The sequence below is a fragment of the Occultella kanbiaonis genome, from assembly GCF_009708215.1.
Classification (GTDB): Bacteria; Actinomycetota; Actinomycetes; order Actinomycetales; family Beutenbergiaceae; genus Occultella; species Occultella kanbiaonis.
This window is the reverse complement of the sequence record NZ_CP046175.1, coordinates 5281683-5308639: the sequence shown is the minus strand read 5'-3', so window position 1 is coordinate 5308639 and position 26957 is coordinate 5281683. Positions and strand designations below refer to the sequence as shown.

The following is a 26957-nucleotide window of genomic DNA, read 5'->3' as shown; positions in this document are numbered from 1 at the left end:
GTCGGGCCCGGCGCAATACGGTTACCTCAGAGGCGGGGGTGACTCCCGCCGTCGTCCACCGAGCCTGTAGTGAGGAAGCCCCGTGAGCACCGCACCCATCGACGCCACCACCACCAGCGCCTGGGCGGAGCTGACCGGCCACGCCGCCGCCCAGAAGCCGGATCTGCGCTCCTGGTTCGACGCCGATCCCGGCCGGGCCGAGCGGCTGACGTTCGATGCCGCGGACCTGCACGTCGACCTGTCCAAGAACCTGGTCACCGACGAGACCCTGGCCCTGCTGCTGCGTCTGGCCGAGGAGGTCGGGCTCAAGGGCCGGCTCGAGGCGATGTTCACCGGCGAGCACATCAACGTCACCGAGGACCGGGCCGTGCTGCACACGGCACTGCGCCGCCCGGCCGGCGCGAGCCCCGCCCTCGTGGTCGACGGGCAGGACGTGGACGCGGACGTGCACGCCGAGCTGGCGCGGGTCTACGCGTTCGCCGAGCAGGTGCGCTCGGGCGCGTGGACCGGGGTGACCGGCAAACGCGTCGCCACGGTGGTCAACATCGGCATCGGCGGCTCCGACCTCGGCCCGGTGATGGCGTACGAGGCGCTCGCCCCGTACGTCCAGGACGGGCTCGAGCTCCGGTTCATCTCCAACATCGACCCGAGCGACGTCGCCGAGACCACCGCCGGGCTGGACCCGGAGACCACCCTGTTCATCGTCGCGTCGAAGACGTTCGGCACCCTGGAGACGCTCACCAACGCCCGGCTCGCCCGGGAGTGGCTCTGGACGAACCTGGAGTCCGCGGGTGCCATCGACGGCTCCGAGACCTCGCGCACCGGCGCGGTCGCCAAGCACTTCGTGGCCGTCTCCACGGCACTGGACAAGGTCGCCGCGTTCGGCATCGACCCCGCGAACGCGTTCGGGTTCTGGGACTGGGTCGGCGGCCGGTACTCGGTGGACTCCGCGATCGGCACCTCGCTCGCGATCGCGATCGGGCCGGAGGCGTTCGCCGAGTTCCTGGGCGGCTTCCACGCGATCGACCAGCACCTGCGCTCGACTCCGTTCGCGCAGAACGTGCCGGTCCTGATGGGGCTGCTGAACGTCTGGTACGTCAACTTCCTCGACGCGCACACGCACGCGGTGCTGCCCTACGCGCAGTACCTGCACCGGTTCCCCGCCTACCTGCAGCAGCTCACCATGGAGTCCAACGGCAAGGGTGTGCGTTGGGACGGCAGCCCGGTCACCACCGCCACCGGTGAGGTGTTCTGGGGCGAGCCCGGCACGAACGGCCAGCACGCGTTCTACCAGCTCATCCATCAGGGCACCCGGGTGATCCCGTCGGACTTCATCGCCGTCGCGAACCCCGCGCGGCCGCTGCGCGACGGCGACACCGACGTGCACGGTCTCTTCCTCGCGAACTTCTTCGCCCAGACCAAGGCGCTCGCGTTCGGCAAGACCGCGGACGAGGTCCGCGCCGAGGGCACGGCCGAGGCAATCGTCCCGGCCCGGGTGTTCACGGGGAACCGGCCGACCACCTCGATCCTCGCCCCGGCGCTCACGCCGTCGGTGCTCGGGCAGCTGATCGCGCTCTACGAGCACATCACGTTCGTGCAGGGCGTGGTCTGGGGCATCGACAGCTTCGACCAGTGGGGCGTGGAGCTCGGCAAGCAGCTCGCCACCCAGATCGCCCCGGCGGTCACCGGGGACGCGGACGCGCTCGCCGCGCAGGACGCGTCCACGCAGGCGCTGATCCGGCACTACCTGGCGCAGCGGGACTGAGCGGGACCGGGCGCTCGCAGCCGCGTGAGGAAGTACCTCACGCCTGAGTCAGACAGCTGGTTCGCACTGGGTCAGGCGTGAGGTTCTGGTTGACGGCGGGAGGTTCTGGCTGAGCGCGGTCTCAACGGATCTGGACCGGGTTCGTCCAGGCCAGCACGTGCTCGGTGCCGAACGGCCACAGCGCCGCCAGCGCCGCGGCCGGGTCGGTGCCGAGCGCCGGCATCCCGGGCAGTGTGGGTCGGGCGTGCACCGGCCGGGCCGGTGCGTCCGCGGGCAGCCCGGCCAGGCGCCGGGCGTAGGCGAGGCCGTCCTGCAGGTCGCCGAGGGCGTCCGCGAGACCGAGCCCGACGGCGTCGCGTCCGCTCCAGATGCGGCCTCGCCCGAGCTCGTCGACCCGTTCCGTGCTGAGTCCCCGGCCGGTCGCCACCCGCTCCACGAACCTGCCGTAGACCTCGTCCATCAGCTTCTGGAACCGCTCGCGCTGGGCGTCGGTGAACGGCCGGGCGGTGCTCAGGGCCAGTGCCTCCTCGCGTCCCACCGGCTCGGCGTTGAACCCGTGCCGGTCCGCGAACTCGGCCAGCACCGGCTTGCCGATGACCACCCCGATGCTGCCGGTCAGGGTGAACGGGCTGGTCAGCACGTGGTCCGCGCCCGCGAGCACGTAATAGCCGCCGGACCCGGCCACCGAACCCATCACGGCGACCACGGGCTTACGGCACGCGACCACCGCCCGGTGGATCAGGTCCGAGGCGAGCGCGGACCCGCCGCCGGAGTCCACGTACAGCACGATCGCCTTCGCGTGCTCGTCGCGCTCGGCCCGCCGCAGCGCCGCCACCACGGTGTCCGACCCGGCCCGTGGACCGCCCAGCACCGGCACGGGCGGGCCACCCGCGCTCGGCCCGGAGACGATGGCGCCGACCACGGGGACGACAGCGACGCCGTCGGGCTGGCCGCGCAGCGGCGTTCGGCGCCCGCCGCCGGCGCGTTGCGGTCGCAGCAGGTCGAGGGTGCGGGCAAGCGGGGCGTCGGCCACGGTGACGATCTCGTCGTCGTAGGCGATCCGGGTGATCAGACCTGCCTCGAGGAGTTCCGTGGCCGAGGTCAGCCCGGCGTCGAGCCAGGCGCCGGCCACCTCCTGCGAGACACCGCGCGCGCTCGCCAGTGCCTTCACCCAGGAGGCCTCGATCGACTCGAGGTAGGCGCCGAGCTGCTCGCGCTGGGCATCGTCCATGTGGTCCTGGCTGAACGGGGTGAGCGCGGACTTGTACTCGCCGATCCGCAGGTTCTCGAACCCGATGCCGTGGCTGCGCAGGAACGCGCCCAGGTAGACCTGCTCGCCGGCGAACCCGGGCACCGACACGTCCGCGGACTCCGGCGCGACGACGTCCGGGACCGGGGCGGTGGCCAACAGAGCGGTCATCGTGACCTGCTCGAGGTAGGCGGTCACGTGCTTGCGCTCGGCCAGACGCGCGAGCAGCCCCGCGATCGCACCGGCCGTGGCCAGGTCGGCGGTGAGCCCGCGCACCCGGACCACGACGGCGCTCACCCAGTCGGCGTCGGCGATCCGGTCCAGCCGGCCGGCCAGGGCCTCGAGGGACGTGCTGCGCTGCAGCAGACCGCCGAGGCCGGATCGGCGCTGCGCTGGGTACGGGCCGGAGAGGTCGAGGATCACCCGGTCCGGTTCGGCGCCCGAGCCGGGACGGCGGCCGAGCAGCGGGGCCAGGGCGGGGAGTGCGCGCATGGTTCGAGGCTAGCCCGCCACCTGGCTCGCGGCCGGTCGGATGCCGGTTCGTCAGGCGACGCCCTCGTCGTGCGCCGCGACGAAGCCGAGGATCTCGGGACTCAGCGTTCCCAGGGGCTGAGCCATGCCGGGCGGGAAATGAGCCGCACGGACACGCGTTCGCTCGCGTGACGCCCCGATAGGATGCGGCTCGCCAGGCCCTTTCAGGGCGCCGCGAGAGACCGGCGCCCGCGACCGAACGCCGGAACGAGGTGATGGGCAGCGCATGTCCGGCACCCTGAGAGACCGGGCCGCCGTTCCGGCGCGCAGCGTGGTCGCCGTCGCCGAGCGTGCCCTCGGCCTGTTCCCGGCGCGAGTCTGGCGGCACTTCACCCGGAACAGCGGGTTCGTCCTCGCGGCCGGTGTGAGCTACCAGGCGTTGTTCGCGATCTTCGCGACGCTCTACATCGCGTTCGCAACCGTCGGCCTCTGGCTCGGCGCCAACACCCGCGCGATCGAGGCACTGATCGAGCTCATCGACACGTACCTGCCCGGCCTGATCGGAGAGAACGGCGTCCTGACCGACGAGCAGGTCTTCACGATCGCGCAGGACGCGTCGGCGCTGCTCAGCATCACCGGCGTGATCGCCGTGATCGTGTTCATCTGGACGGCGATCGGGTGGATCTCGTACTCCCGGCTCGCCGTGCGGGCCATCTTCGACCTGCCTCCGGACACGCGCAAGTACGTGCTGCTCAAGGCGCGTGACTTCGTCCTTGCGGTGCTGTTCAGCTTGATGCTGCTGATCGGCGGCCTGCTCAGCAGCGCCGGGTCCTGGTTCCTCAGCGCGATCTTCGATGCCCTGGGCCTGAGCACCAGTTCGCCCACGTTCAGCGTGCTGATCGGGCTGGCCACGGTCCTCGTGGCATTCGCCGTGGATGCGCTCACCCTCACGGCGATCTTCAAGTTCCTCGGTGGTGCGAGCGTGCCCTGGCGCATGATCGTGCCCGGTGCAGCCCTGGGTGGAGCGGCCATCGTGGTGCTTCAGCTCGGGGCCGGCTACCTGCTGTCCAGCTCGCCGTCGAACCCGCTGCTGGCGACGTTCGCCGTGTTCATCGGGCTGCTGCTGTGGTGCCGGTTCGCGGGTGTGGTCATGCTCGTGTCCGCGTCCTGGGTCGCGGTGTCCGTCGCCGACGCCGGACTCTCGCTCGCGCCCGAGTCGGACTCGGATGTCGAGGAGGACCCGGACACCCGGCTCGCGCAGCTGCTCGCCGTCTGCGAGGAGATCCGCGACGCGGCGGCCGCGCACCGGGACGCGCCGTTCTTCCGGCGCCGGGCGGCGCGGCGGCGTGAGGAGGCGGCGATCCAGGATCTCGACGAGCTGCTGAGCGGGGACCTGGCCCCGCACGGGTCCGGATCGGCCGGCGTCGGAGACTGATCGACCGCGTGACGAGGCCGTCGTCGCGTTCCGTCGCCTCCCGCGATACGTCCCTCAGATCACGACGCCGCTTGCGTCGGGTCGAGCCGTCGCAGCTCGTCGTCGGACAGGTCCAGGTCGGCCGCAGCGACGTTGGCACGTAGGTGGCTGACTCTCGTCGTTCCTGGAAGCGGGATGACCGGTACGTCGTGTACTCGCTGCCGGTGATGCACCCAGGCCAGGGCGACCTGGCCAGGGGTGGCGTCGTGCGCACCGGCGACCTCCTCCAGTGCGGCACGCAGGTCGCTCGGGAGCTGCTCGTCGGCCGTGCGCTGCACCTGGTGCATGAGACCGTGACCGTTCGGGGAGTGCGCCACGACAACGGTCCCGAGGTCGGCCGCGGCCGGCACCAACTGCGTCTCGACGTCGCGCTGCAGCACCGACCATTGCTCCTGGAGAGCCGCGATCGGGTGGACCGCGTGCGCGCGGCGCAGGTCTTCGGCCGTCACGTTGGACAGGCCGAGGGCGCGGATCTTTCCCTGGGTGACCAGATCGGACATGGCCCCGACGGTGTCCTCGATCGGGATCGTGTCGCTGCGATGGTGCAGGTAGTAGAGGTCGATCACCTCGACGTCGAGCCGTCGCAGGCTGGCCTCGCATGCCTGCTGTACGTAAGCCGGGTCGGCACGCACCTCGAAGCTGCCGGCGATGCCGGCGCCCCAGACCAGCCCGAACTTGCTGGCCAGCAGCACCTCACCACGACGGCCTCGAATCGTCCGGCCGATCAGTTCCTCATTCTGGTAGGCGTCGGCGGTGTCCACCATCGTGACGCCGGCGTCAAGCGCGGCATGGACCACGGCCACCGGGTCCCGATCAGGATCGGCGGCCGTGTCCTCGCGCAACCTCATCGCACCGAATCCCTGACGCCCGAAGGCATTCCCGTCCATGGACGGGCTGGTTCTCGCGTCAACAGGTGTCATGACCCGGACCCTAGATCCTCAACCGTCATTGAGGTCAAGGCCAGCGATGCCGGATCTGAGCGGGCCGCGAACCGAGCGCGGGGAGGGCGGGATGACGACCGGCTCGTGCCCCGCCGGGCGCTCCTCCTCCCGATCCTCGGCACCGCGCTCGCATGAGAAAGGCCGCCTCGACTTCGTCGGGCGGCCATCTCCTTGCGAGCGGGTGACGAGAATCGAACTCGCGCTATCAGCTTGGGAAGCTGAAGTTCTACCACTGAACTACACCCGCATGCGTCCGGCTGACCCGAACGCGCGGCCCAGCATACCCGGTGCTGGGGTCGGGCTTCACCCCGGCGCGCTACCGTGGGCGCGTGCTGCTCTCCGATCGTGACATCCGCGCCGAACTGACCACCGGGCGGATCGGCCTGGAACCGTTCGACGAGTCGATGATCCAACCCTCAAGCGTCGACGTCCGCCTGGACCGCTACTTCCGGCTGTTCGACAATCACAAGTACCCGGTCATCGACCCCGCCCAGGACCAGCCCGAGCTCACCCGGATGGTCGAAGCCGCGGCCGGCGACCCGTTCGTGCTGCACCCCGGTGAGTTCGTGCTCGGCTCCACGTACGAGCTGATCAGCCTGCCCGACGACGTCGCGGCCCGCCTCGAGGGCAAGTCCAGCCTCGGCCGGCTCGGGCTGCTCACGCACTCCACCGCGGGGTTCATCGACCCCGGGTTCTCCGGCCACGTCACCCTCGAGCTCTCCAACGTGGCGACCCTGCCGATCCTGCTCTGGCCCGGCATGAAGATCGGCCAGATGTGCTACTTCCGGCTGTCCAGCCCGGCCGAGCATCCGTACGGGTCCGGTGCCCAGGGCTCGCGCTACCAGGGCCAACGGGGCCCGACGGCGTCCCGTTCGCACCTGAACTTCCACCGCACCGACGTGGGGCAGTAGCACGATGCCCGACGGCGGAGCCCGAGTTCTCGACGCCGGCCTCGCCCGGTCGAAGCACCTGTTGCTGCTCGGCGCGGACGTCACCGACGACGAGGTCGAGGCCCTCGTGCTGAGCCGCTTCCCCGAGGCCGGCCGCGTGAACGCGACCGTCCTCGCGCTCACGCCGCAGGCCGCCGTCGAGGGCCCCTGGGCCGTGCCGGACCCGGCCGCCCTCGGAGTCGGTCCCGAGATCACCCAGGCCTACGCGATCACGGTCCCCGCCCAGCGGGGCGACCCGGTGCCCGAGGGCCTGCGTGGTCTCGGCGGGATCCTTGACGCGTTCGCGGACGGGCCGCCCGAGGGGCACGAGCTCGCGGTCGTCGAGTTCGCGCAGGCGGCCGCGCGCCGGCTCGGGGGAGCGGTGCGGGTTGCCGGGACCGGCGCCCTGATCACCCCCGAACCCGGCGTGGACCTGGCCGTGCACTCCGAGGTGTGGCTGCACCCCGACGCGCTGGTTCACGTGCTCGCCCCGGCGCTGCCCGGAGTGGCGCTTCATCTCGCCCCGGACTCGGACCCGGACCCGGGCGCGCGGCCCGCCGCGGCGCCGCCGACCCGACCCACGCCGCCCGCGCCCGCCGGCACCGAGGACCTGGACGAGGGCGAGCGGGCCTGGATCCACGCCGAGGCGGACGCGTTCGACGCGCACGCGCTCGCGGCCGAGCCCGCCACCGAGGCCTACGGCGCCGTCCACGCACTGCCCGACGGCGGCACGATCGCCGTCGAGGTGGAGGCGGAGGTGTCCGTGCCGCTCGTGCTGGAGGGCCTGGACTGGGCTCGCTCCGGAGTGATCCGCTACGACCTGCGGTGGTTCCCGGCGGAGCCGGAGGCCCACCACTCCGCGCCGCTCGACGCCCCCGCCCTGGCGGCCCGGGAGCGCGCCACGGCGCTCGTGGAAGGTGCCGCGCGTGCCCTGCTGGACGCCATCGGCGGCGAGACCACCGACGACGACGGGTTCCTCGTCGACCCGTGAGCCGAGCAGGTCCGGGCGCTCCCCAGATCGTGGACGCCGCGCGGAACGGGTCCATCGCCTTGGTAGTATCCGAACCGTCCCCACCCACCATCACGCCGCTCGAATCAGAGGCGGCGTGCGTGGCCGTACCTTCTTTGTCCTCACCTAAACACACATCGGTTCACCAGAGGCGACCCGTCGCCGCGACCCCTTGCTCGACCTGACAATCTGACCACGCCCACTGATCAGGAGCGGACGTGCTGCAGCTACTCGCTTTGCACCTTCTCGCCGCCGTGGCTGCGCCTGCCATCATGCGGCGGTTCGGTCGCAAGGGGTTCCTGCCGCTGGCGTTGGTGCCCGGGTCGGCGGCGGTGTGGGCGGTGGCCAACACGGGGGCCGTGCTGGACGGGCGGGGTCCGACGCTGGATGCCTCGTGGATCCCGGCGCTGGACATGTCGCTGGCGTTCCGGCTGGACGTCCTGTCCTGGCTGATGGTGATCCTCGTCGGCGGTGTCGGCGCGATCGTGCTCGGCTACTGCGCCTGGTACTTCGCGTCCGGGGCGAAGCTCCTGGGCCGGTTCGCCGGCGTGTTCGTCGCGTTCGCCGGGGCCATGCTCGGGCTCGTCACCACGGACAACACGCTCGTGCTGTACGTGTTCTGGGAGCTCACCACGGTGTTCTCCTACCTGCTGATCGGGCACTACTTCGACCGCAAGGGCGCTCGCCGCGCAGCGATGCAGGCGATCATCGTGACCACCCTCGGTGGCCTCGCGATGCTGTTCGGCTTCCTCATCCTCGGTGAGGCCGAGGGCGGCTCCTACGTGATCTCGGAGCTGATCGCGAACCCGCCGCTGGATGGCAGCGCCCTGGTGACCGCCGGGATCGTGATGGTCCTGGTGGGTGCGATCAGCAAGTCGGCGCTCGTGCCGTTCCACTTCTGGCTCCCGGGTGCGATGGCCGCGCCCACACCCGTGAGCGCCTACCTGCACGCCGCCGCGATGGTGAAGGCCGGTGTGTACCTGGTGGCCAGGTTCGCCCCGGGATTCGCCGAGGTGCCGGTCTGGCAGTGGATGATCCTGCTCACCGGTGGCGCGACGATGATCCTCGGCGGCTACCGCGCGCTGCGGCAGCACGACCTGAAGCTGCTGCTCGCGTTCGGCACCGTCAGCCAGCTCGGCTTCCTGATCCTCCTGGTCGGGCAGGCCGATCGGGCCATCGCGCTCGCCGGGCTCGCCCTCATCGGGGCGCACGCCATGTTCAAGGCGGCGCTGTTCCTGACCGTCGGCGTCATCGACGCCGCCGCCGGCACCCGTGATCTGCGCCAGCTCTCCGGGCTCGCCAAGCACCTGCCGTGGGCCACCGTGCCCGGCGTGCTCGCCACGTTCTCGATGGTGGGGTTGCCACCCTTCGCCGGGTACGTCGGCAAGGAGGCGGCCCTCGAGGCGCTCGTCCACAGCGACGATCCGATGACGTTCGCACTGCTCGTGATCGTCGTGATCGGGTCCATCCTCACGTTCGCCTACGGGATGCGCTTCCTCTGGGGCGCGTTCGCCCGGAAGAAGGGCGTCGAGGACACCCCGGTGGACAAGGAGGCGACCGGCCTCTACATCGCGCCCAACGTGCTCGCCTTCGCCGGCCTCGTCGCCGGCCTGTTCCCGGTGGCCGGGGAGACCCTGCTCGCGCCCTACGCGGACACCTACCCCCGGGGCGAACCCGGGCACCTGACCCTCTGGGCCGGCTTCGGGATCCCACTGCTGCTGACCGGTGTGATCATCGTCGGCGGGGTGCTCCTGATGCTGGCTCGTCGGGGCGTCGAGCGGGTCCAGGACGTGGTCTCGGTCGGACCGGACGCGGACCGGACCTACCGGGGCACGATGCGCCGGCTGGACAGCATGTCCGTCGCCGTGACGTCCATCACCCAGCGTGGTTCGCTGCCCGTGTACCTGGCCCTGATCCTGCTCACCACCGTCGTGATGATCTGGACGTCCGCCTACGCCGGGGGCCTGCGCATCGGCGCGGTGAAGCCCTGGGACTACCCGGTCCAGGCAGGCGTCGCCGTCGTGATCGCGGTGGCGGCGTTCCTGACCGCCCGGGCCCGCCGCCGGCTGAAGGCCGTGGTGCTGCTCGGCATCACCGGTTACGGCGTGGTCCTGCTGTTCGCGCTGCACGGCGCACCGGACCTCGCCCTGACGCAGGCGCTCGTGGAGACCATCACCCTGGTGGTGTTCATCCTGGTGCTGCGCCGGCTGCCGGCCTACTACTCGAACCGGCCGCTGAAGGCGAGCCGGTGGTGGCGCGCCATCCTGGCGATCATGGTCGGGCTGACCGTCACGTTCGTGGCGCTGGTGATCCCGAACGCGCGGGTCACCGACACCATCGCCGAGCTGTTCCCCGAGGAGGCCTACAACTACGGCTACGGCAGGAACATCGTCAACGTCACCCTCGTGGACATCCGCGCCTGGGACACGATGGGCGAGATCTCCGTGCTGCTGGTGGCGGCGACCGGAGTGGCCTCCCTGGTCTTCCTGAGGGCCCGCGCGGGCCGGGTCGAGCGGATCCGTGACCATGACATGGACCGCGGCTCGGTGTGGGCCAGCGACTCCCCGGGCGACGACGCGCTGGTGCGGCAGGGCCGCACGATCCCGTTGCGCAGCACCCGGAACCGGCGCTGGATCAGCGCCGGTGTTGCGCTTGCACCGCACCGCCGGTCGGTGATCTTCGAGGTCGCCACCCGGCTGATCTTCCACACCATGCTCGTGTTCGCCGTCTACCTGCTGTTCGCCGGGCACAACTCCCCCGGCGGCGGGTTCGTGGCCGGCCTGGTGGCCGGCATCGCACTCACGGTGCGGTACCTGGCCGGCGGCCGGTACGAGCTCGGCGAAGCCGCTCCGGTGCTACCCGGTCTGCTCCTGGGCAGCGGCCTGTTCCTGTCCGCCGGCGCCGGGGCGGTGCCGCTCGCCTTCGGTGGCGTCGTGCTGCAGTCCGTCGTGATCGACATCCCCCTCGGCTACCTCGGAGACGTGCACCTGGTCACCACGCTGTTCTTCGACATCGGCGTGTTCCTCGTCGTCGTCGGCCTGATGCTGGACATCCTGCGCTCGCTCGGCGCCGAGGTGGACCGCCAGGGCGAGGCGGAGGGCCGGGCGGTGCCGGACGTCGCACACGACTCCCCGCGCTCCACTGCCGACGACGCCCAGCCGCTCGAGGATGCTCTTGCCGGAGGAGGTGCACCGTGATCGACATGACGCCCAACGTCACGCTCGCGATCGTGGTCGGGGTGCTGGTCGGCACCGGTGTGTACCTGCTCCTCGAACGCAGCCTGTCCCGCGTGATCATCGGGGTCACCCTGATCAGCAACGGCGTGAACGTGCTGATGCTGATCGCCGGGGGAGCTGCCGGTGGGCCGCCGCTGGTGGGCAGCGGCCCCGCCGAGGACATGGCCGACCCGTTGCCGCAGGCCATGGTCCTCACCGCGATCGTCATCAACCTCGGCCTGACCGCGTTCGTGCTCGCGATGGCCTACCGGAGCTGGCAGCTGCACGGCCACGACGAGGTGCAGGACGACCTCGAGGACCGCCGGATCGCGCGCCGCGCCGAGCGGGGCGCGGTGGACAAGCGGGCCGACGACGTCGGCACCAACCTGGCCATCGAGGCCGCCGAGGCGCGCGACGAGACCGAGGAGGTCCCCCTGATCACCGGCCACGGGCCACAGCTGGGCGCCGAGGACGACGACGTGACGGGACGACGATCATGAACTGGCTCGTTCCGCTGCCCGTGGTGATCCCGCTGATCGCCGCGGGCCTGGCCCTGGCCATGTCCCGCCGGCCCCGGGTGCAGGGCGCGATCTCCGTGGCCGCCCTCAGCCTCGTCCTCGCCGTGGCCGTCGGCCTCATCTTCGTCACCCACACCCAGGGTCCGCAGGTGGTCAACGTCGGCGGCTGGTCGGCCCCGGTCGGGATCGCGCTCGTCGGAGACCGGCTGTCCGTCCTGATGCTGCTCGTCTCGGCCATCGTGCTGCTCTGCGTGCTCCTGTACTCGCTCGCGCAGGGCGTCGCCGACGGCAACGAGGGCGCCCCGGTCGCCATCTACCACCCGACGTATCTCGTCCTCGCCGCCGGGGTCGCCAACGCGTTCCTGTCCGGGGACCTGTTCAACCTCTACGTCGGCTTCGAGATCCTGCTCGCGGCCTCGTTCGTGCTGCTGACCCTCGGCGGCACCGGCGAACGGATCCGGGCCGGGTCGATCTACGTGATCGTCTCGCTGCTGTCCTCGGTCCTGTTCCTCATCTCCATCGCGATGATCTACGCGGCCACCGGGACCCTGAACCTCGCCCAGCTGTCCGAGCGGCTGCTCGACATCGACCCCGGGGTGCGACTGGTCCTGCAGGTGATGCTGCTGATGGGCTTCGCGATCAAGGCGGCGGTGTTCCCGCTCTCGGCCTGGCTGCCGGACTCCTACCCGACGGCGCCGGCACCGGTCACGGCGGTCTTCGCCGGGTTGCTGACCAAGGTCGGTGTGTACGCGATCATCCGAATGCAGACCCTGCTGTTCACCGACGGCGCCCTGGACATGGTGCTGATGTGGGCTGCCCTGCTGACCATGCTCGTCGGCATCATCGGCGCAGTGGCCCAGGACGACATCAAACGTCTGTTGTCCTTCACCCTGGTCAGTCACATCGGCTACATGATCTTCGGGATCTCACTGGCGAACCAGACCGGGCTGTCCTCGGCCATCTTCTACGTCGCCCACCACATCACCGTGCAGACCGCCCTGTTCCTGGTCGCGGGCCTGATCGAGCGGCGCGGCGGCAGCACCTCGCTGGAGAAACTCGGCAGCCTGGGCAAACTCGCTCCGGCGCTCGCGATCCTGTTCTTCGTGCCCGCCATGAACCTGGCCGGCATCCCGCCGATGTCAGGCTTCCTCGGCAAGGTCGGCCTGCTCCAGGCCGGTCTGGAACTCGGGACGCCGCTGGCCCTGGCGACGGTCGCCGGTGGTCTGCTCACCTCCCTGCTGACCCTGTACGCGGTGGTCAAGGCCTGGAACAAGGCGTTCTGGCAGGAGGCCCCCGAGGAACTCCCCGAGGGCACCACGCCCCGCTCGATGTTCGGGCCCGCCGCCGTCCTGGCCACCCTCGGTGTGCTGTTCGCCGTGATCGGAGGCCCGCTGTACAGCTACACCGACGCCGCGGCCCGGGACCTGCAGGCGCAGACCCCCTACATCGACTCGGTTCTGGTCCGTGGTGACCGGGGCGAAGGTGACTCCGACGCGGCCGGGGGTGACGACGGATGAGGGCGGGCGGACCACGCAAGTGGCTCGAGAAGCTCCCGATGGTGCTGTGGCTGACGATCCTCTGGGTGCTGTTCTGGGGCGAGCTGAGCCTGGCGAACGTGCTTGCCGGTGCGGTCATCGGGCTGTTCGTCATGACGGTCATGCCGATGCCCCGGATCGGCTTCGAGGGCCGGGTCTCCGTCATCGGCACCACGATCCTGCTCGGGAAGTTCGCGGTCGACGTCGTGCTGGCCTCGGTGCAGGTGGCCCGGCAGGCCCTGCGATTCGGTCACGACCCGCACGGCGCCGTGATCCGGGTGCCGCTGCGTGGGCATTCCGACCTGTTCCTGACCCTGACCGCGGTGCTGTGTTCGCTCGTGCCCGGCTCCATCATCGTGGAGGCCCACCGGCTCTCCGGCACCCTGTACGTGCACGTCCTGGACGTGCCGGCCGCGGGCGGGGTCGAGAAGGCGAAGGCCGACGTCCTCGCCCAGGAGCGGCGCGTGCTCTACGCGCTCGCGACGGACGCCGACATCGCCGCGGCGGGCCTGCCGCCCCGGCCGTGGAAGCGTGGCCGCGGCGACGGGCCGAACGCAACCCCCGCCGTCGACCATGCCCGCCCGACCGATGGTGAAGGGACGGTGACCCGATGAGCGTGGGTGTGCTGATCACGTGCGGGGTGCTGCTGACGGCGGCGGCCATCCTTGCCATGAGCCGGGTCGAGCGTGGGCCGAGCATGCTCGACCGCATCGTCGCGATCGACGTCATGGTGGCCGCGATCATCGGCTGCCTGACGATCCTGTCCGCCTGGTCCGGCCGGGTGGACCTGGTGCCCGTCCTCATGGTGCTCGCGCTCGTCGGGTTCGTCGGGTCGGTGACGCTGGCCCGATTCGCGGCCGCGGAGCCCGAAGCGGAGCGGCACATCCTCACCCCCGAGGAGATCGCCGAGGCCGATGCCAAGGTGCGGGCCGAGCTGGAGGAGGAGTCGTGAACTGGTCGGACATTGCCATGGTCGCCTCCTCGGTGTTCCTGGTCCTGGGCAGCCTGCTCACCCTGATCGCCGCCATCGGCGTGACCCGGTTCCCCGACCTGCTCGCCCGGATGCACGCCGCGACCAAGCCCCAGGTGCTCGGCCTGGTGCTCATGATGACCGGCCTTGCCCTGGCGCTCGGCACCTCACAGGTGACCTGGAAGCTCACCCTCGTGGTGCTGTTCCAGCTGATCACCGCGCCGGTGTCGGCGCACATGGTGGGCCGGGCCGGCTACCGCACCGGCAAGGTGCGCTCCGACCTGCTCGTGGTCGACGAGCTCACCGACGACCTGCGGGCCGCCCGGGAGGACGCGGACCGCTGAGAGCGGGCCGCACAGCGCAGGGGCTCAGGCCTTCTCGATGTCCCCGCGTGCCATCCACTTGCCTGCGGTCCGGGTGGCGAACGTGCGCGCGAACGCGACGATGGCGCCGCTGACCGCCGCGAACACGACCAGCTCGCCGAGGCTGATCTCGCCGTCGTCCGCGTCACCGGTCGGTGGCTCGTGCCCGGTGACGCCCTTCCACACCAGGGAGATGAGCTTGTTGGCCGCGAACCCGGCAGCGATGGCGGCGACGGTGGTCACGATCTTCTGGGCGTTCATGAGCACTCCTGGTGATTGCGGATCGGCTCTGGTCACCCTATCCGGCGCGGACCGGCTTCCGCCCGGTGAGTCGGCGCCCGGGCACCGGTGACCCGGGCGCGGTGTACCGTTGGGCCATAACGACAGGGGAGCGCCACCGGCGCTGAGAGTGCGGTCCGCCGCAGACCCTCGAACCTGCTCCGGCTAGCACCGGCGAAGGGAGTCGAGTTCCTCTCCCATGTGGTGTTCACGCACCGCTTGGACCCCTTCTCAATTCCAGTTGAGGAGGACGCACATGTTCCACCATGCACGTAGATCCCGCGGCCCGCGGCCCGCGACGGTGAGGCGCCGTCGCGCCGCGACGGGGCTGACCGCCCTCGCCGCGATCGCGCTCGCCGGATGTTCGCTCGCCGGCGGCGGCGGGGACGACGGCGGAGCCGACCCGAGCGCCGACGGCGGCGGTGTCGTGCGGGTCGTCACCCACGACTCGTTCAGCCTCTCCGAGGACCTGATCACGGCGTTTGAGGCCGACTCCGGCTACACCCTCGAGTTCAGCGCCCCCGGCGACGGCGGCGCCCTCGTGAACCAGCTGATCCTCACCAAGGACTCCCCGCTCGGCGACGTCGCGTTCGGCGTCGACAACTCCTTCGCGAGCAGGGCGATCGACGCCGAGGTGTTCGAGCCGTACACACCCGCGGACCTACCCGGCAGCGCCGAGCAGTACCTCGCCGACGACGCCGGCTCGCTCACCCCGATCGACGTAGGCGACGTGTGCCTGAACGTGGACCACACCTGGTTCACCGAGCACGGCATCGCCGAACCGGCCACGCTCGAGGACCTGCTCGCCCCCGAGTACCGGGGCCTGACCGTGGTGCCCAACCCGGCCACCTCCTCGCCCGGGCTCGCGTTCCTGCTCGCCACCGTCGGCGCGTTCGGCGAGGACGGCTGGGTCGACTACTGGGCGGACCTGTCCGCGAACGGCCTCAAGGTGGTGCAGGGCTGGTCGGACGCATACTCGGTGGACTTCTCCGGGTCCACCGGCGCCGGCGCCTACCCGATCGTGCTCTCCTACTCGACGTCGCCGGCGTTCGAGGTGGCCGAGGGTGCGGACTCCGCCCCCACCGGGGCGCTCCTGGACACCTGCTTCCGGCAGGTCGAGTACGCCGGGGTGCTCGCCGGGGCCGAGAACCCCGAGGGGGCAAGGGCGTTCATCGACTTCCTGCTCACGGAGGCGGTGCAGGCCGACATTCCCGGCCAGATGTACGTCTACCCGGTGGACGACCGCGTCGAGCTGCCCGAGTCCTGGACCACGTTCGCACCGCTCGCGCCCGAGCCGTTCGAGGTCGCACCCGAGGACATCGCCGCGAACCGGGATGCCTGGATCCAGACCTGGACCGACACGGTGATCGGCTGAGGATCGCGTCGATGTCCGGCCGCGTGAAGGACACGGGGAACACGGTGGTGCGCACCCGGGGCCGGGCCGGCATGGCCCGACGGCGCAGCGCCGTCGCCTGGGTGGTGGCGGGCGCGATCCCGCTCGCGTTCCTCGCCGTGTTCTTCGCGTGGCCGGTCGCGACGCTGGTCGCGCGCGGCTTCACCACCGACGGCGCCCTCGACCTCTCCGGGTTCGCGGAGGTCTTCGCCCGCCCCAGGACCTGGCGGATCATCCGGCTCACCCTGGTCCAGGCCCTGCTCGGCACCGCGCTCGCGGTGCTGCTCGGGCTGCCCGGCGCGTACCTGCTGTACCGGCGCACGTTCCGCGGCCGGGCGCTGGTGCGGGCGTTCGTGACGGTGCCGTTCGTGCTGCCGACGGTGGTGGTCGGCGTCGCGTTCCGGTCCCTGCTCACCGAGGGCGGTCCGCTCGGCTTCCTGCACCTGGACGGCACGTTCACCGCGATCGTCCTGGCGCTCGTGTTCTTCAACTACACGGTGGTGGTGCGCACCGTCGGCGGTCTGTGGGAGCGCCTCGACCCGCGCACCGAGCAGGCCGCCCGCGCCCTCGGCGCCCCACCGTGGCGGGCGTTCCTGACGGTGACCCTGCCCGCGCTGACACCGGCCATCGTCTCTGCCGCGTCCGTGGTGTTCCTGTTCTGCGCCACCGCGTTCGGGGTGGTCATGGTCCTCGGCGGCACCCGGTACGGCACCATCGAGACCGAGATCTGGATCCAGACCACGCAGTTCCTGGACCTGCGCACCGCCGCCGTGCTGTCCGTGGTCCAGCTCGTGGTGGTCGGGGTGTCCCTCGCCCTGTTCTCGCGTGCCCGCGCGCGCCGCGAACGTGCGCTCGACCTGCAGGGCCGGCCCGCCGACGAGCAGACCGCGCAGCGGCTGCGCCTGTGGAACCGGGGCCGCCCCGGGGGTGACCTCCTTCCCACGGTGGTGACCTGCGCCGTCGTCATCGTGCTGCTCGCACTCCCGCTCGGGAACCTGCTCGTGCGCTCCCTGCGCACCCCGGACGGGTGGAGCCTTGGCAACTACACGGCGCTCGGGACCGCCGGTGGGGACAACGCGCTGACCGTCACGGTCTGGGAGGCCGCGGCGAACTCGCTGCGGATCGCCGTCGACGCCACCGTGCTCGCCGTGGTGATGGGCACGCTCGTGGCGCTCGTGGTCTCGCGCCGGCCCCGCAACCCGCTCGGGCGGCGCGCGGTGTGGTGGCTCGACGCCGTGTTCATGCTGCCGCTCGGCGTCTCGGCCGTGACGGTCGGGTTCGGGTTCCTGATCACACTGAACCACCCACCGCTGGACCTGCGCAGCTCGGCGGTCCTGATCCCGATCGCGCAGGCCGTGGTGGCCATCCCGCTCGTGGTGCGGACCGTGCTGCCGGTGCTGCGCGCCATCGACCCGCACCTGCGCGAGGCCGCCGGGGTGCTCGGTGCGGCGCCGTGGCGGGTCCTGCTCACCGTGGACGGACCGTTCCTGATCCGCTCCCTCGGGCTTGCCATCGGGTTCGCGTTCGCCGTCTCCCTCGGTGAGTTCGGGGCCACGTCGTTCCTGTCCCGCCCGGACCGGCCCACCCTGCCCGTGGTGATCTTCCGGCTGATCGGGCGGCCGGGCCCGGAGAACTACGGCATGGCGCTCGCCGCGTCCGTGGTGCTGGCCGTGCTCACCGCGACCATCATGGGCGTGGCCGAACGGTTGCGCCGCGAAGGGACGGGGGAGTTCTGATGAGTGGTCTGAGCGTCGCCGGGGCCGTGGTCAGCTACGCCGGTACGACGGCGGTCGCCGGCGTGGATCTCGACGTGGCGGTCGGTGAGGTGGTCGCCCTGCTCGGACCGTCCGGGTGTGGCAAGTCCTCGCTGCTGCGTGCCGTCGCCGGGCTCGAGCCGCTCACCGCCGGCCGGGTCGCGTGGGACGGAGCCGACCTGCGCGACGTCCCGGTGCACCGGCGCGGGTTCGGGCTGATGTTCCAGGACGGGCAGCTGTTCGCGCACCGGGACGTCGCCGGCAACGTCGCCTACGGGCTCGAGATGGCCCGGATCCCTGCCGCCGAGCGCCGGGACCGGGTGGACGAGCTGTTGGAGCTCGTCGGCCTCGCGGGGTACCAGCGGCGCCCGGTGGCGACGCTGTCCGGTGGCGAGCAGCAGCGGGTCGCGCTGGCTCGCTCGCTCGCGCCCCGCCCGCGGCTGCTGCTCCTGGACGAGCCGCTCTCGGCGCTGGACCGGTCGCTGCGCGAGCGCCTCGCCAGCGACCTGCACGACATCCTCCGCCGCGCCGGGACGACGTCCCTGTACGTCACGCACGACCACGACGAGGCGTTCACCGTCGCGGACCGGGTCGCGGTCATGCGGGCCGGGGAACTCGTCCAGGTGGGCAGTCCCGCCGAGTTGTGGGCCGAACCCGCGGACGCCGACGTCGCCGCGTTCCTCGGGTACCGGGTGGTGCCGGCCCGCGGTGGCGGACGGCTCGGGCTCGGGCCGCAGGCGCTCGAGGTGGTCGGGATGGCGGATGGCGCGGGCGCTTCCGTGGAAGCGTCCGGCTCGGCCGGCGACGGTCGCCTGACCGGGCGAGTCACCGCCGTCGGGTTCTCGCGCGGGCGCACCACCGTGACGGTGGACCTGCCGGACTGGGGCGAGCAGCGCGCCGTCGCCGCGGGCATCGCCGCGATCGGCACCGGCGACCTGGTGCGGCTTCGACTGGACCCGGCCGGCATCGTCGAGCTCTGAGCGCGGCGCCTCCCAGCGGTTCCCGGTCAGCCGGCGCCGGCGCTGTCGGTGGTGACCTCGTCGAGGCAGTCACCTAGGCGTCGAGGTAGCCGGTTCTTCAGGACTGGATCGACGGTCAAGTGACTAGGTGGGCGTCGTGCCGGTCCGCACGTGGCCGTGCTCGGCGTACCGGTCGTGGCGGGGCTCACGGGAATACCTGTGGCGCTCCGACGTTCTCCGGAGTAAGATACTTGAAGACTCAACTAAAGGAGCCGGAGACATGACCACGATCGCCCACCACGATCAGCTCGCGCAGGACACCGCCATGGGCGTCGTCGACCTCATGGTCCGCGACCTGGACGCGATGATCGCCTATTACTCGACCGGCGTCGGCCTCGACGTGATCACGCACGAGGGCCCGAGCGCCATTCTCGGCCGCGGCACCACGCCGATCATGCACCTGCGCCAGGAGAAGGACCTGCCCGAGTTCAACCGTCGTGACGCGGGCCTGTTCCACACCGCCATCCTGTTCGACACCCAGGCCGGGCTCGCCGGCTCCGTGAACAGCACCGCCCGGTTCGCTCCGCGCAGCTTCACGGGATCCTCCGACCACCTCGTCTCCGAGGCGTTCTACTTCGACGACCCCGAGGGCAACGGCGTCGAGCTGTACTGGGACCGCCCGCGTGAGGCGTGGACGCGCACCACCGGAGGTGGCGTGCAGATGGCCACCCTGCCGCTCGACCCGAACTCCTACCTGCGCACCCACCTCACCGACCAGGCGCTGACCAAGCCGGAGCTCGCCGTCGCCAACATCGGCCACGTGCACCTGCAGGTGGGCGACATCGAGGTGGCGGAGCAGTTCTACGTCGGCGTCCTCGGCTTCGACGTGATGGCCCGGTACGGCGCCCAGGCACTGTTCGTGTCCGCCGGCGGCTACCACCACCACATCGGCATGAACACCTGGAACAGCGCCGGCGCCGGCCCGCGCGCCGCCTCGCTCGGCCTCGGCCAGGTCAGCATCGAGGTGCCGACCGCCGACGACCTGGACGCGCTCGCCGCCCGCCTCGCCGCGCAGGGCATCGACCGCCGCCACGATGGCGCCGTGCTCAGGTTCGACGACCCGTGGAAGACCCTCGTCGAGGTACGCCCGGCCGCGGTGTGACGGCCGGGCCGCCGGCTGGCGATTCCCGCGAGGAGCCCGGCCCGTCCGTCGACATAGCACCCGCCACGTCGAGATCGAACATCGTGACCGTCCGATTTCGACGTGGCGGGTGCTACGTCAGCGGGTGCCGGGGAGGCGTGTCTGGTGCGGATCCGGGCGGGCCGAGCCGGGCGGGGCGGCTCAGAGGGTGAGCTGCCAGGCGGCCCAGACGCTGGCCTGGCGGAAGCCGAGGGCCACGTTGATGTCGAGCATGTAGTTGTTCTCCTCGGCGTTCCAGGTGTGCACCCGGCGGGCGTCCGGCACCTCGCGGGCGATCACCTCGAGGTTCGCGGCCTTGACCAACATGCCCAGCCGCTTGCCGCGGTGCTCGGCCAGTACCAGGGTGTTCTCCTGGTAGAGCACGTCCGGCTTGCCGGGTGCCGTGTCGATCTCGGTGTAGCCGGCGAGGGTGCCGGTGGGGATGTGCCGGGCGGCCGTGGCGTAGGTCATCTTGCCCATCGCCGCACGCGTCTGGTCGAGGTTGGCGACCCGCTCGGCGTCCCACACCTCCTCCTGCAGGTCGAGACCGGCGGACGGTGCGTCGGTGCTCATCCGGGTCTGCAGCACGCAGTACTGCTCGACCCACTCCGGCGGCACCGGCCCCTGCCAGGTGACCAGGTCGTAATCCGACCCCGCCTTCGCCTGCGACTCCCGCCGGTACCGCACCAGGGTCTCGGGATCCACCGGCAGCTGCACCTGCGAGTGGCGCTCCACCTGCTCCAGCGTGAAGCCGCGGGACAGTGCGAACCGGGCGCCGGGGGTGGTGCTGTCGAAGCGGCCGGTTCCGGTCGGCGGGACCAGCGCATCCGGGGAATCGGCGTCGGGCTCGGTGGTGATGCCCGCGTCGGCCATGGCCTTGGTGCGTCCCGCACCGCGCGCGATCACCACGGCGGCATCCCAGAGCTGGGCGCCGAGGCCGTGCCGACGCGCCCTGGCGAGGACCTCGACCTCGATGAAGGCCATGTGGGTGTTGTCCTTCAGCGGCAGGTACACCCACGCGACGCCGAGGACGGAGTCGGGGTCGCCGTCGGGGGCATCTGCGTCGAGGCCGACGAGCAGGTGCTTCTCGGCGGTCTTCTGGTTGGCGCGCGAGGCGGTGATGGTCTCGGCCGTGTCGGCCAGGTCGGTGTTGCCCAGGATCTCGAGCACACCTGCGGCGCTCACGGCGACGGCGCCGCGAACCCGCCAGTCGGGGGTCTCGTCGGAACGAGCGGGCGTCGGTGCCTCGCTGATCCGGAACGTGGTGGCGATGGTGTCCATGACTTGAGGGTGAACCTCCTCCCGCCCGGTGCGCCAGACATTTACGTGCTCCACCGGTGGCCGGCGGGACGCGGCCGCTGGGGAGTTCTGCCCCGGTTCGCGCGCCGGCCGACGGAACTTTCGTTGTTACGCTGCTGGACGTTTGTCGGCACCGGCCGACGACCGCGAACAGGAGGGATCCGGATGTCAGGGGACTCAGGCTTCTTCCAGGGCGGGTTCTGGATCGTCTTCGTCGTGATCTTCGCGGTCGTGGCCATCTTCGGCTGGCGTGCGAACAAGAAGCGCCAGGAGGCGCTGCGGGCCTGGGCCGCCGGACGCGGCTGGTCCTACACCGCGACCGTCCCCGCCCTCGTGAACAGGTGGCAGAGCCCGCCGTTCCGGCAGGGCAGCTCCCGACGCGCGAGTGAGGTGCTCACCGGGGTATTCCAGGGCGAGCAGGCCCTCAGCTTCAACTACACCTACACGACAGGCAGCGGGAAGAGCAGGAGCACCCACCCCTTCCACGTGGTGTCGCTGCATCTGCCGGCGGAGCTGCCCTGGGTACAGCTGACCCCGGAAGGGGCCGGCGCGGCGATCGCGAAGTTCTTCGGCGGCCAGGACATCGAGTTCGAGTCCGCGGCCTTCAACGACGCGTGGCGGGTGAAGACCGCCTCCTCCCGGTTCGCCTACGACCTGATCCACCCCCGGATGATGGAGCGACTGCTCGAGGGGGACGCCGTCGGCAAGGCGATCACCGTCGAGGGCCAGGACATCTATCTGTGGGCGAACGGCAGGCAGCGGATCGAGTACATCGACTCCTACCTGAACCTGCTGTACGGCATCGTCGAACGGGTCCCACGGCACCTGTGGCTCAACGTGGGGCACGATCCGCTCGCCGGCTGACCGGCCCGGAAACACGATCATCACGACCAGAGGCAGGGGAGACAGCGCATGGATCTAGGGGCGATCTTCGCCGGCGGGATCGTCTCGCTGGTCTTCGTGGTTCCGATGGCGCTGATCGTCCTCGTCGTTGTGCTGGTGCACCGCGCGAACAAGCGGCGCCATGCCGCGAACCGCCAGTGGGCCGCGGCTCGCGGCTGGCAGTACACGCCGCGGGTGGACGGCCTGGAGCGACGGTGGCAGAGCCCGCCGTTCGGGCGAGGAGGATCCCGACGCGCCTCGGAGGTCTTCACCGGCGACTTCCACGGCCGGCAGGCACTGAGTTTCACGTACACCTACGTCACCAGCAACGGCAAGAGCAGCACCACGCACACCCACCACGTGGTCGCCCTGCAGCTGCCGGTGCCCCTGCCTTGGATCCAACTGAGCCCGGACGGCGCGGGCACCTCGATCGCGAAGTTCTTCGGCGGTCAGGACATCGAGTTCGAGTCCGCGGCCTTCAACGAGGTCTGGCGGATCCAGGGCCCGCCGGGCCAGTTCCCGTTCGACCTGATCCATCCCCGGATGATGCATCGACTGCTGCAGCCGGACGCCGTCGGCCGGAACATCACGATCGAGGGTCGCGACCTCATCCTCTGGAGCTACGGCGCGCAGCGGTCCGAGAACACCGACCCCTATCTCAACCTGCTCTACGGGTTCATCGAGCAGATCCCACGGCACCTGTGGCTGAACGTCGGGTACGACCCGTTGGCGCAGTGATCACCGCCTGATCAGCCCCAGGCTGCGCGCCGCCGCGGTCGCCGCGGTCCGCGAGTCCACACCGAGCTTGGTGAAGATGTGCACCAGGTGGGACTTCACCGTCGCCTCGGAGATGAACAGCTCCCGGGCGATCTGCTGGTTCGAGCGACCGGCGGCCACCAGGGTGAGGACCTCGGTCTCCCGCCGCGACAGCGACCGGTCCGGAGCCCGCATCCGGTCCATCAACCGGAGTGCGACGGCCGGCGCGAGTGCCGACTGCCCCGCTGCCGCCGCCCGCACGGCCGCGAGCAGCTCCTCGGGCGGGGCGTCCTTGAGCAGGTACCCCGACGCCCCCGCCTCGACGGCCGCAAGGATGTCCGCGTCGGTGTCATAGGTGGTCAGGATGAGGACCCGGGGTGCCCGGGGCAGCGCCGCGATCCGCGCGGTGGCTGCGACCCCGGCCATCTCGGTCGTCACGTTGCCGAACTGCAGGTCCATCAGCACGACGTCCAGCCCGGACGGTTCGGACGACGTGAGATCCACGGCGGCGCGCACCGCCTCGTCGGCCGTGCCCGCCTGCGCCACCACGCGTAGGTCCGGCTCGGTCTCCAGGACGGCCTTGAGGCCGGCGCGCACCACGGGATGGTCGTCCGCGAGCAGGATCGAGATCACGAGCGTGGCCGTTCGATCGGGTGGTCGGCACCGGGCGCGACGGCGATGGCCGGGTTGGCGGGTTCGGTGGTGGTCGGTAGGTCCTCTGGCCCGACGGCGGTGGCCGGGTCGGTCCGCTCCGTCCCGATCGGGAACGTCACGGCCAGGGCGGTGCCGTGCCCCGGGGTGGACTCCACCGTCAGGGTGCCACCGAGCTCGACGGCCCGCGAACGCATCGAGGCCAGGCCGAACCCTCCGTCGGGACCCGGCGTCGGGCGGTCCGCACCCGGCGAGGTGAGGGCCGCGGCATCGAAACCGACGCCGTCGTCCACGACGTCGAGGGCGACCTGCTGGTCCATCACGGTCAGCGTCACGGCGGCGCGGGTCGCCCCGGCGTGCCGGGTGGTGTTGGCCAGGGCGGACTGCGCGATCCGCAACAGTGCCACCTCGACCGGTGTCGGCAGTGCGACCGGGCCACCCTCCAGGCGGAACGCCACCGGGAGTCCGGCGCGCTCGGTGGTGGTGGCGCACAGCCGGCGCAGCGCCCCGATCAGCGAGCCGCCCTGCAGGTCCGCCGGGGCGAGCGCCGCGACCAGGCGCCGGGCCTCACCGAGGTTCTCCTGGGCGGTGCTGCGGGCCTGCTCCACATGCGCGGCCACGTCCGCCAGCTCGGGGTGATCGGCGAGACGCCGCCCGGACGCGAGCAGCAGCAACTGGATGCTGGACAGGCCCTGGGCCAGGGTGTCGTGGATCTCCCGCGCCAGGCGCTCGCGCTCGGCGAGGACACCCTGCTCCCGCTCGGCGGCGGCGAGTTCGGCGCGCGTCTGCAGGAGTTCGGCGATCAGGGCCCGGCGCCGCTCGGACTCGGTGCTCAGCTGCTGGAACCCCCACACGGTGGCCACCGCGACCGCCGCACCGAGGAACGGGCCGATCGCCATCGCCGGAGTGAACGCCGGCTGGTGCCAGGCGAACCCGGCCACCGCGGCGACGGCCGTCAGCGCCACCATGACCAGCCCGGTGCGCCAGGACAGCAGGTGCAACAGCAGGAAGAACCACGCGAACGCCAGCCAGATCGCATCCGGGGTGAGCCACAGCAGCACCAGCCAGGTCACGAGCAGCGCACCGAGCCAGAGGCCGGCGGCCCTGGTGCCCGGCTGCACGGCGGACGTCAGCGGACCGGCCGCGTACACCAGGCCCACCACGATGGCGACGACCATCACCGCGACAGGTGCTCCGCCGTCGGAGTTGAACGCCCGCACGGCGGCGAGGATCAGCAGCACCGCGACGAGCAGGTGCAGGCACAGCTGGAGCAGCCACGGCACGGGGGTCGCCGCGCCGCTGGCGGGCCCGGGGGTGCGGTGAGCGGTCGTCATGACCGTCCCAGCGTACGGAGCATGGGTTCGTCCGGCATCCATCGAACGTTGGATCGCTCGCTCCGACCTTCGCCGTCCGGGAAGCCATCCGGCGAGCGATGTGGCGCACCCGGCCCGGGAGAGACGCTGAGTGAGGTCGCCGACGAGGCGGCACCGGCCGTGCCGGATCACCCGTGGCCGCTCGCCACCACCCAGCCATACCTTGGAGATTCCCCGTGTTCGTAGCCCTCAGGGACCTGAAGTTCGCGAAGGGACGATTCGCCCTGATGGGCGCCGTCGTCACCCTCATCACCCTGCTCGTCGTGCTGTTGTCCGGGCTGACCGCCGGTCTCGGCCGCGAGAACATCTCGGCCGTCGCGGACCTGGACGCCGATCACCTGGTGTTCGCCGCACCGGCGGCGGACCAGGACATCTCGTTCTCCGACTCCGCGATCCCCGCGCAGACCCAGGCGGACTGGGCGGACGTGGCCGGCGTGGACGCGGTCGAACCGCTCACGCTCGGCATGACCCGCGCCGAGTCCGGCGCGCGCACCACGGGCGTGGCGTTCTTCGCCGTCGCCGACGCCTCCACGCTGCCGCCCGTCGCCGTGCGCAGCGGCGAGGTGGTGCTCGCCGAGCAGGCCGCAGAGGACCTCGGTGTGGTCGCCGGGGACACCGTCACCGTGGGCGGCGTCGACCTCGAGGTGGCGGCCGTCGCCGGGCGGGACTCCTACTCCCACGCGCCCGTCGCCTGGATCTCGGACGCGGACCGGCCGATGACCGGGACCGCACCGGACGCCGCGACCGTGCTCGCGATCAGGGCCGGCACCGCCGACCTCGCCGCCGCCGACGCCGCCCTCGGCACCGAGACCGTCACCGTGGCCGACTCCCTGAACGCGATCGGCTCCTACTCCTCGGAGAACGGGTCCCTGCAGCTCATGCGCGGCCTGCTGCTCGCCATCTCGGCGCTCGTGATCGGCGCGTTCTTCACGGTCTGGACCGTGCAGCGCAGCCCCGAGATCGCGATCCTCAAGGCGGTCGGCGCCTCCACCGGGTACCTGGTGCGCGACGCCGTCGGGCAGGCGTTCGTCCTGCTGCTGTTCGGGACCGGCCTCGGCGCGGCCCTCGCCGCGGGACTCGGCGCGCTCGCCGCCACCGCGGTGCCGTTCGTGCTGGATCCGGCCACGGTCCTGCTGCCCGCGGCGCTGCTGGTGGTGCTCGGCCTCGTCGGGGCGGCCGCCTCGCTGCGCCGGATCGCGACCGTGGATCCCCTCACCGCCCTCGGCGCCGCCAGGTAGGCAGCGGCGCACCCGCCCCATCACCACCATCGCCAACCCACCGGAACCGGAGCACCTGTCATGACCATGCACCTCAACGACGTCACCCTCACCTACCCCGACGGCGACGGCCGCCTCACCGCGCTCGACCACGTCACCCTGCACGCCGAACCTGGCGAGCTCACCGCCGTCGTCGGCCCGTCCGGGTCCGGCAAGTCCAGCCTGCTCGCCGTCGCCGCCACGCTGATCACCCCCGACTCCGGGCAGGTGCTGCTCGACGGCACCGACCTGGTCGGCCTGAATCGGAAGCAGCGCACCCGGGTGCGCCGGGACCGGATCGGGATCGTGTTCCAGTCCGCGAACCTGCTCGCCTCCCTCACCGCGCTCGAGCAGCTCACGGTGATGACCCACCTCGCCGGTGAGTCACCCACGGCGGCAGGCGAGCGGGCGCTGGAACTACTGGACGCCGTCGGGCTCGCCGCCCAGGCCGGCCGCCGCCCACACCAGCTCTCCGGCGGCCAGCGCCAGCGCGTCACGATCGCGCGCGGGCTGATGAACGAACCATCCGTGCTGCTCGTCGACGAGCCCACGAGCGCCCTGGACTCCGAGCGGGGCGCGGCGATCCTTGACCTGCTGCGCCGGCTCACGACCGAACGCGGCCTGGCCACCGTGATGGTGACCCACGACCGGGACCACCTCGCCCACGCCGACCGGGTGGTCGAGATCATCGACGGCCGCGCCCACGCGCTCGCCCCGGCCTGATGGTGCACTCGCGC

Annotated in this window: 24 protein-coding genes, 1 tRNA gene and 1 riboswitch; of the genes, 18 read left to right on the top strand and 7 right to left on the bottom strand. The window is 71.5% G+C overall.

The window, feature by feature from the left end; genetic code table 11:
• Positions 1-82 precede the first annotated feature (82 nt).
• Positions 83-1765, top strand: a complete 1683-nt coding sequence (gene pgi, locus GKS42_RS24345) for a glucose-6-phosphate isomerase (protein ID WP_154796181.1) — start codon at positions 83-85, stop codon at positions 1763-1765.
• A gap of 121 nt (positions 1766-1886) precedes the next feature.
• Here pgi and GKS42_RS24340 read toward each other — a convergent pair whose 3' ends face one another.
• Positions 1887-3506: a S49 family peptidase gene (locus GKS42_RS24340; protein WP_154796180.1), complete on the bottom strand. Its 1620-nt coding sequence runs from the start codon at positions 3504-3506 to the stop codon at positions 1887-1889.
• Between the two features lie 265 nt (positions 3507-3771).
• Between GKS42_RS24340 and GKS42_RS24335 the strand changes: the two genes are divergently transcribed.
• A complete protein-coding gene (locus GKS42_RS24335; RefSeq protein ID WP_154796179.1) occupies positions 3772-4920 on the top strand; it encodes a YihY/virulence factor BrkB family protein in 1149 nt (382 codons plus the stop codon).
• Positions 4921-4979: 59 nt separating this feature from the next.
• Here GKS42_RS24335 and GKS42_RS24330 read toward each other — a convergent pair whose 3' ends face one another.
• Entirely contained in the window at positions 4980-5807 is an 828-nt protein-coding gene (locus tag GKS42_RS24330) for an aldo/keto reductase (protein ID WP_210769263.1), read from the bottom strand.
• Between the two features lie 269 nt (positions 5808-6076).
• A tRNA-Gly gene (locus GKS42_RS24325) sits at positions 6077-6147 on the bottom strand.
• A gap of 82 nt (positions 6148-6229) precedes the next feature.
• Between GKS42_RS24325 and dcd the strand changes: the two genes are divergently transcribed.
• From dcd to mnhG, 8 genes are all read left to right on the top strand, one after another.
• Positions 6230-6811 carry a dCTP deaminase gene (dcd, locus tag GKS42_RS24320; protein WP_154796178.1) on the top strand — a complete coding sequence of 194 codons (582 nt, stop codon included), beginning with the start codon at positions 6230-6232 and terminating at the stop codon, positions 6809-6811.
• Positions 6812-6815: 4 nt separating this feature from the next.
• Positions 6816-7820: a hypothetical protein gene (locus GKS42_RS24315; RefSeq protein WP_154796177.1), complete on the top strand. Its 1005-nt coding sequence runs from the start codon at positions 6816-6818 to the stop codon at positions 7818-7820.
• 236 nt (positions 7821-8056) lie between these two features.
• Positions 8057-11035 carry a Na+/H+ antiporter subunit A gene (locus GKS42_RS24310; RefSeq protein ID WP_154796176.1) on the top strand — a complete coding sequence of 993 codons (2979 nt, stop codon included), beginning with the start codon at positions 8057-8059 and terminating at the stop codon, positions 11033-11035.
• 5 nt (positions 11036-11040) lie between these two features.
• Positions 11041-11553, top strand: coding sequence for a Na(+)/H(+) antiporter subunit C (locus GKS42_RS24305; RefSeq protein ID WP_163543902.1), 513 nt, complete (start codon positions 11041-11043; stop codon positions 11551-11553).
• Positions 11550-13088: a Na+/H+ antiporter subunit D gene (locus tag GKS42_RS24300; protein ID WP_154796174.1), complete on the top strand. Its 1539-nt coding sequence runs from the start codon at positions 11550-11552 to the stop codon at positions 13086-13088. Before GKS42_RS24305 ends, GKS42_RS24300 begins: the two co-directional genes overlap by 4 nt.
• A complete protein-coding gene (locus GKS42_RS24295; protein WP_154796173.1) occupies positions 13085-13720 on the top strand; it encodes a Na+/H+ antiporter subunit E in 636 nt (211 codons plus the stop codon). Before GKS42_RS24300 ends, GKS42_RS24295 begins: the two co-directional genes overlap by 4 nt.
• The gene (locus tag GKS42_RS24290; protein ID WP_154796172.1) at positions 13717-14058 is read left to right on the top strand and encodes an MrpF/PhaF family protein; all 342 of its coding nucleotides are present in this window, start codon (positions 13717-13719) and stop codon (positions 14056-14058) included. Before GKS42_RS24295 ends, GKS42_RS24290 begins: the two co-directional genes overlap by 4 nt.
• A complete protein-coding gene (gene mnhG / locus GKS42_RS24285; RefSeq protein WP_232847828.1) occupies positions 14055-14420 on the top strand; it encodes a monovalent cation/H(+) antiporter subunit G in 366 nt (121 codons plus the stop codon). Before GKS42_RS24290 ends, mnhG begins: the two co-directional genes overlap by 4 nt.
• Before the next feature lie 24 nt (positions 14421-14444).
• Here mnhG and GKS42_RS24280 read toward each other — a convergent pair whose 3' ends face one another.
• Complete coding sequence (locus GKS42_RS24280) at positions 14445-14699, bottom strand: DUF4235 domain-containing protein (protein WP_154796171.1); 255 nt, start codon at positions 14697-14699, stop codon at positions 14445-14447.
• Between the two features lie 114 nt (positions 14700-14813).
• Positions 14814-14917: riboswitch (TPP riboswitch) on the top strand.
• Positions 14918-14973: 56 nt separating this feature from the next.
• Between GKS42_RS24280 and GKS42_RS24275 the strand changes: the two genes are divergently transcribed.
• The 4 genes from GKS42_RS24275 to GKS42_RS24260 all read left to right on the top strand — a co-directional run bounded on the left by GKS42_RS24275 (position 14974) and on the right by GKS42_RS24260 (position 19985).
• Positions 14974-16092 (top strand): thiamine ABC transporter substrate-binding protein, encoded by a 1119-nt coding sequence (locus GKS42_RS24275; RefSeq protein WP_154796170.1) that lies wholly within the window; start codon positions 14974-14976, stop codon positions 16090-16092.
• 11 nt (positions 16093-16103) lie between these two features.
• Complete coding sequence (locus tag GKS42_RS24270) at positions 16104-17846, top strand: ABC transporter permease (protein WP_154796169.1); 1743 nt, start codon at positions 16104-16106, stop codon at positions 17844-17846.
• Positions 17846-18844, top strand: a complete 999-nt coding sequence (locus tag GKS42_RS24265; RefSeq protein WP_154796168.1) for an ABC transporter ATP-binding protein — start codon at positions 17846-17848, stop codon at positions 18842-18844. The genes GKS42_RS24270 and GKS42_RS24265 overlap by 1 nt, the downstream gene beginning before the upstream one ends.
• A gap of 259 nt (positions 18845-19103) precedes the next feature.
• Positions 19104-19985, top strand: coding sequence for a VOC family protein (locus tag GKS42_RS24260; RefSeq protein WP_154796167.1), 882 nt, complete (start codon positions 19104-19106; stop codon positions 19983-19985).
• Positions 19986-20165: 180 nt separating this feature from the next.
• On the opposite strand, the gene GKS42_RS24255 is transcribed toward GKS42_RS24260, so the two are convergent.
• Positions 20166-21284, bottom strand: coding sequence for a GNAT family N-acetyltransferase (locus GKS42_RS24255; RefSeq protein ID WP_154796166.1), 1119 nt, complete (start codon positions 21282-21284; stop codon positions 20166-20168).
• Between the two features lie 183 nt (positions 21285-21467).
• Between GKS42_RS24255 and GKS42_RS24250 the strand changes: the two genes are divergently transcribed.
• Together GKS42_RS24250 and GKS42_RS24245 are read left to right on the top strand one after the other, a co-directional pair.
• Positions 21468-22166, top strand: coding sequence for a type III secretion system chaperone family protein (locus GKS42_RS24250; protein WP_154796165.1), 699 nt, complete (start codon positions 21468-21470; stop codon positions 22164-22166).
• A 48-nt stretch (positions 22167-22214) separates the two neighbouring features.
• Positions 22215-22922, top strand: a complete 708-nt coding sequence (locus GKS42_RS24245) for a type III secretion system chaperone family protein (protein ID WP_154796164.1) — start codon at positions 22215-22217, stop codon at positions 22920-22922.
• Here GKS42_RS24245 and GKS42_RS24240 read toward each other — a convergent pair whose 3' ends face one another.
• Together GKS42_RS24240 and GKS42_RS24235 are read right to left on the bottom strand one after the other, a co-directional pair.
• Entirely contained in the window at positions 22923-23573 is a 651-nt protein-coding gene (locus GKS42_RS24240) for a LuxR C-terminal-related transcriptional regulator (RefSeq protein WP_154796163.1), read from the bottom strand. It abuts the gene before it with no gap.
• Positions 23570-24925 (bottom strand): sensor histidine kinase, encoded by a 1356-nt coding sequence (locus tag GKS42_RS24235; RefSeq protein WP_154796162.1) that lies wholly within the window; start codon positions 24923-24925, stop codon positions 23570-23572. Before GKS42_RS24235 ends, GKS42_RS24240 begins: the two co-directional genes overlap by 4 nt.
• A gap of 215 nt (positions 24926-25140) precedes the next feature.
• Between GKS42_RS24235 and GKS42_RS24230 the strand changes: the two genes are divergently transcribed.
• Positions 25141-26202 (top strand): ABC transporter permease, encoded by a 1062-nt coding sequence (locus tag GKS42_RS24230; RefSeq protein WP_154796161.1) that lies wholly within the window; start codon positions 25141-25143, stop codon positions 26200-26202.
• Positions 26203-26262: 60 nt separating this feature from the next.
• Positions 26263-26943 (top strand): ABC transporter ATP-binding protein, encoded by a 681-nt coding sequence (locus GKS42_RS24225; protein WP_154796160.1) that lies wholly within the window; start codon positions 26263-26265, stop codon positions 26941-26943.
• Positions 26944-26957: the final 14 nt, after the last annotated feature.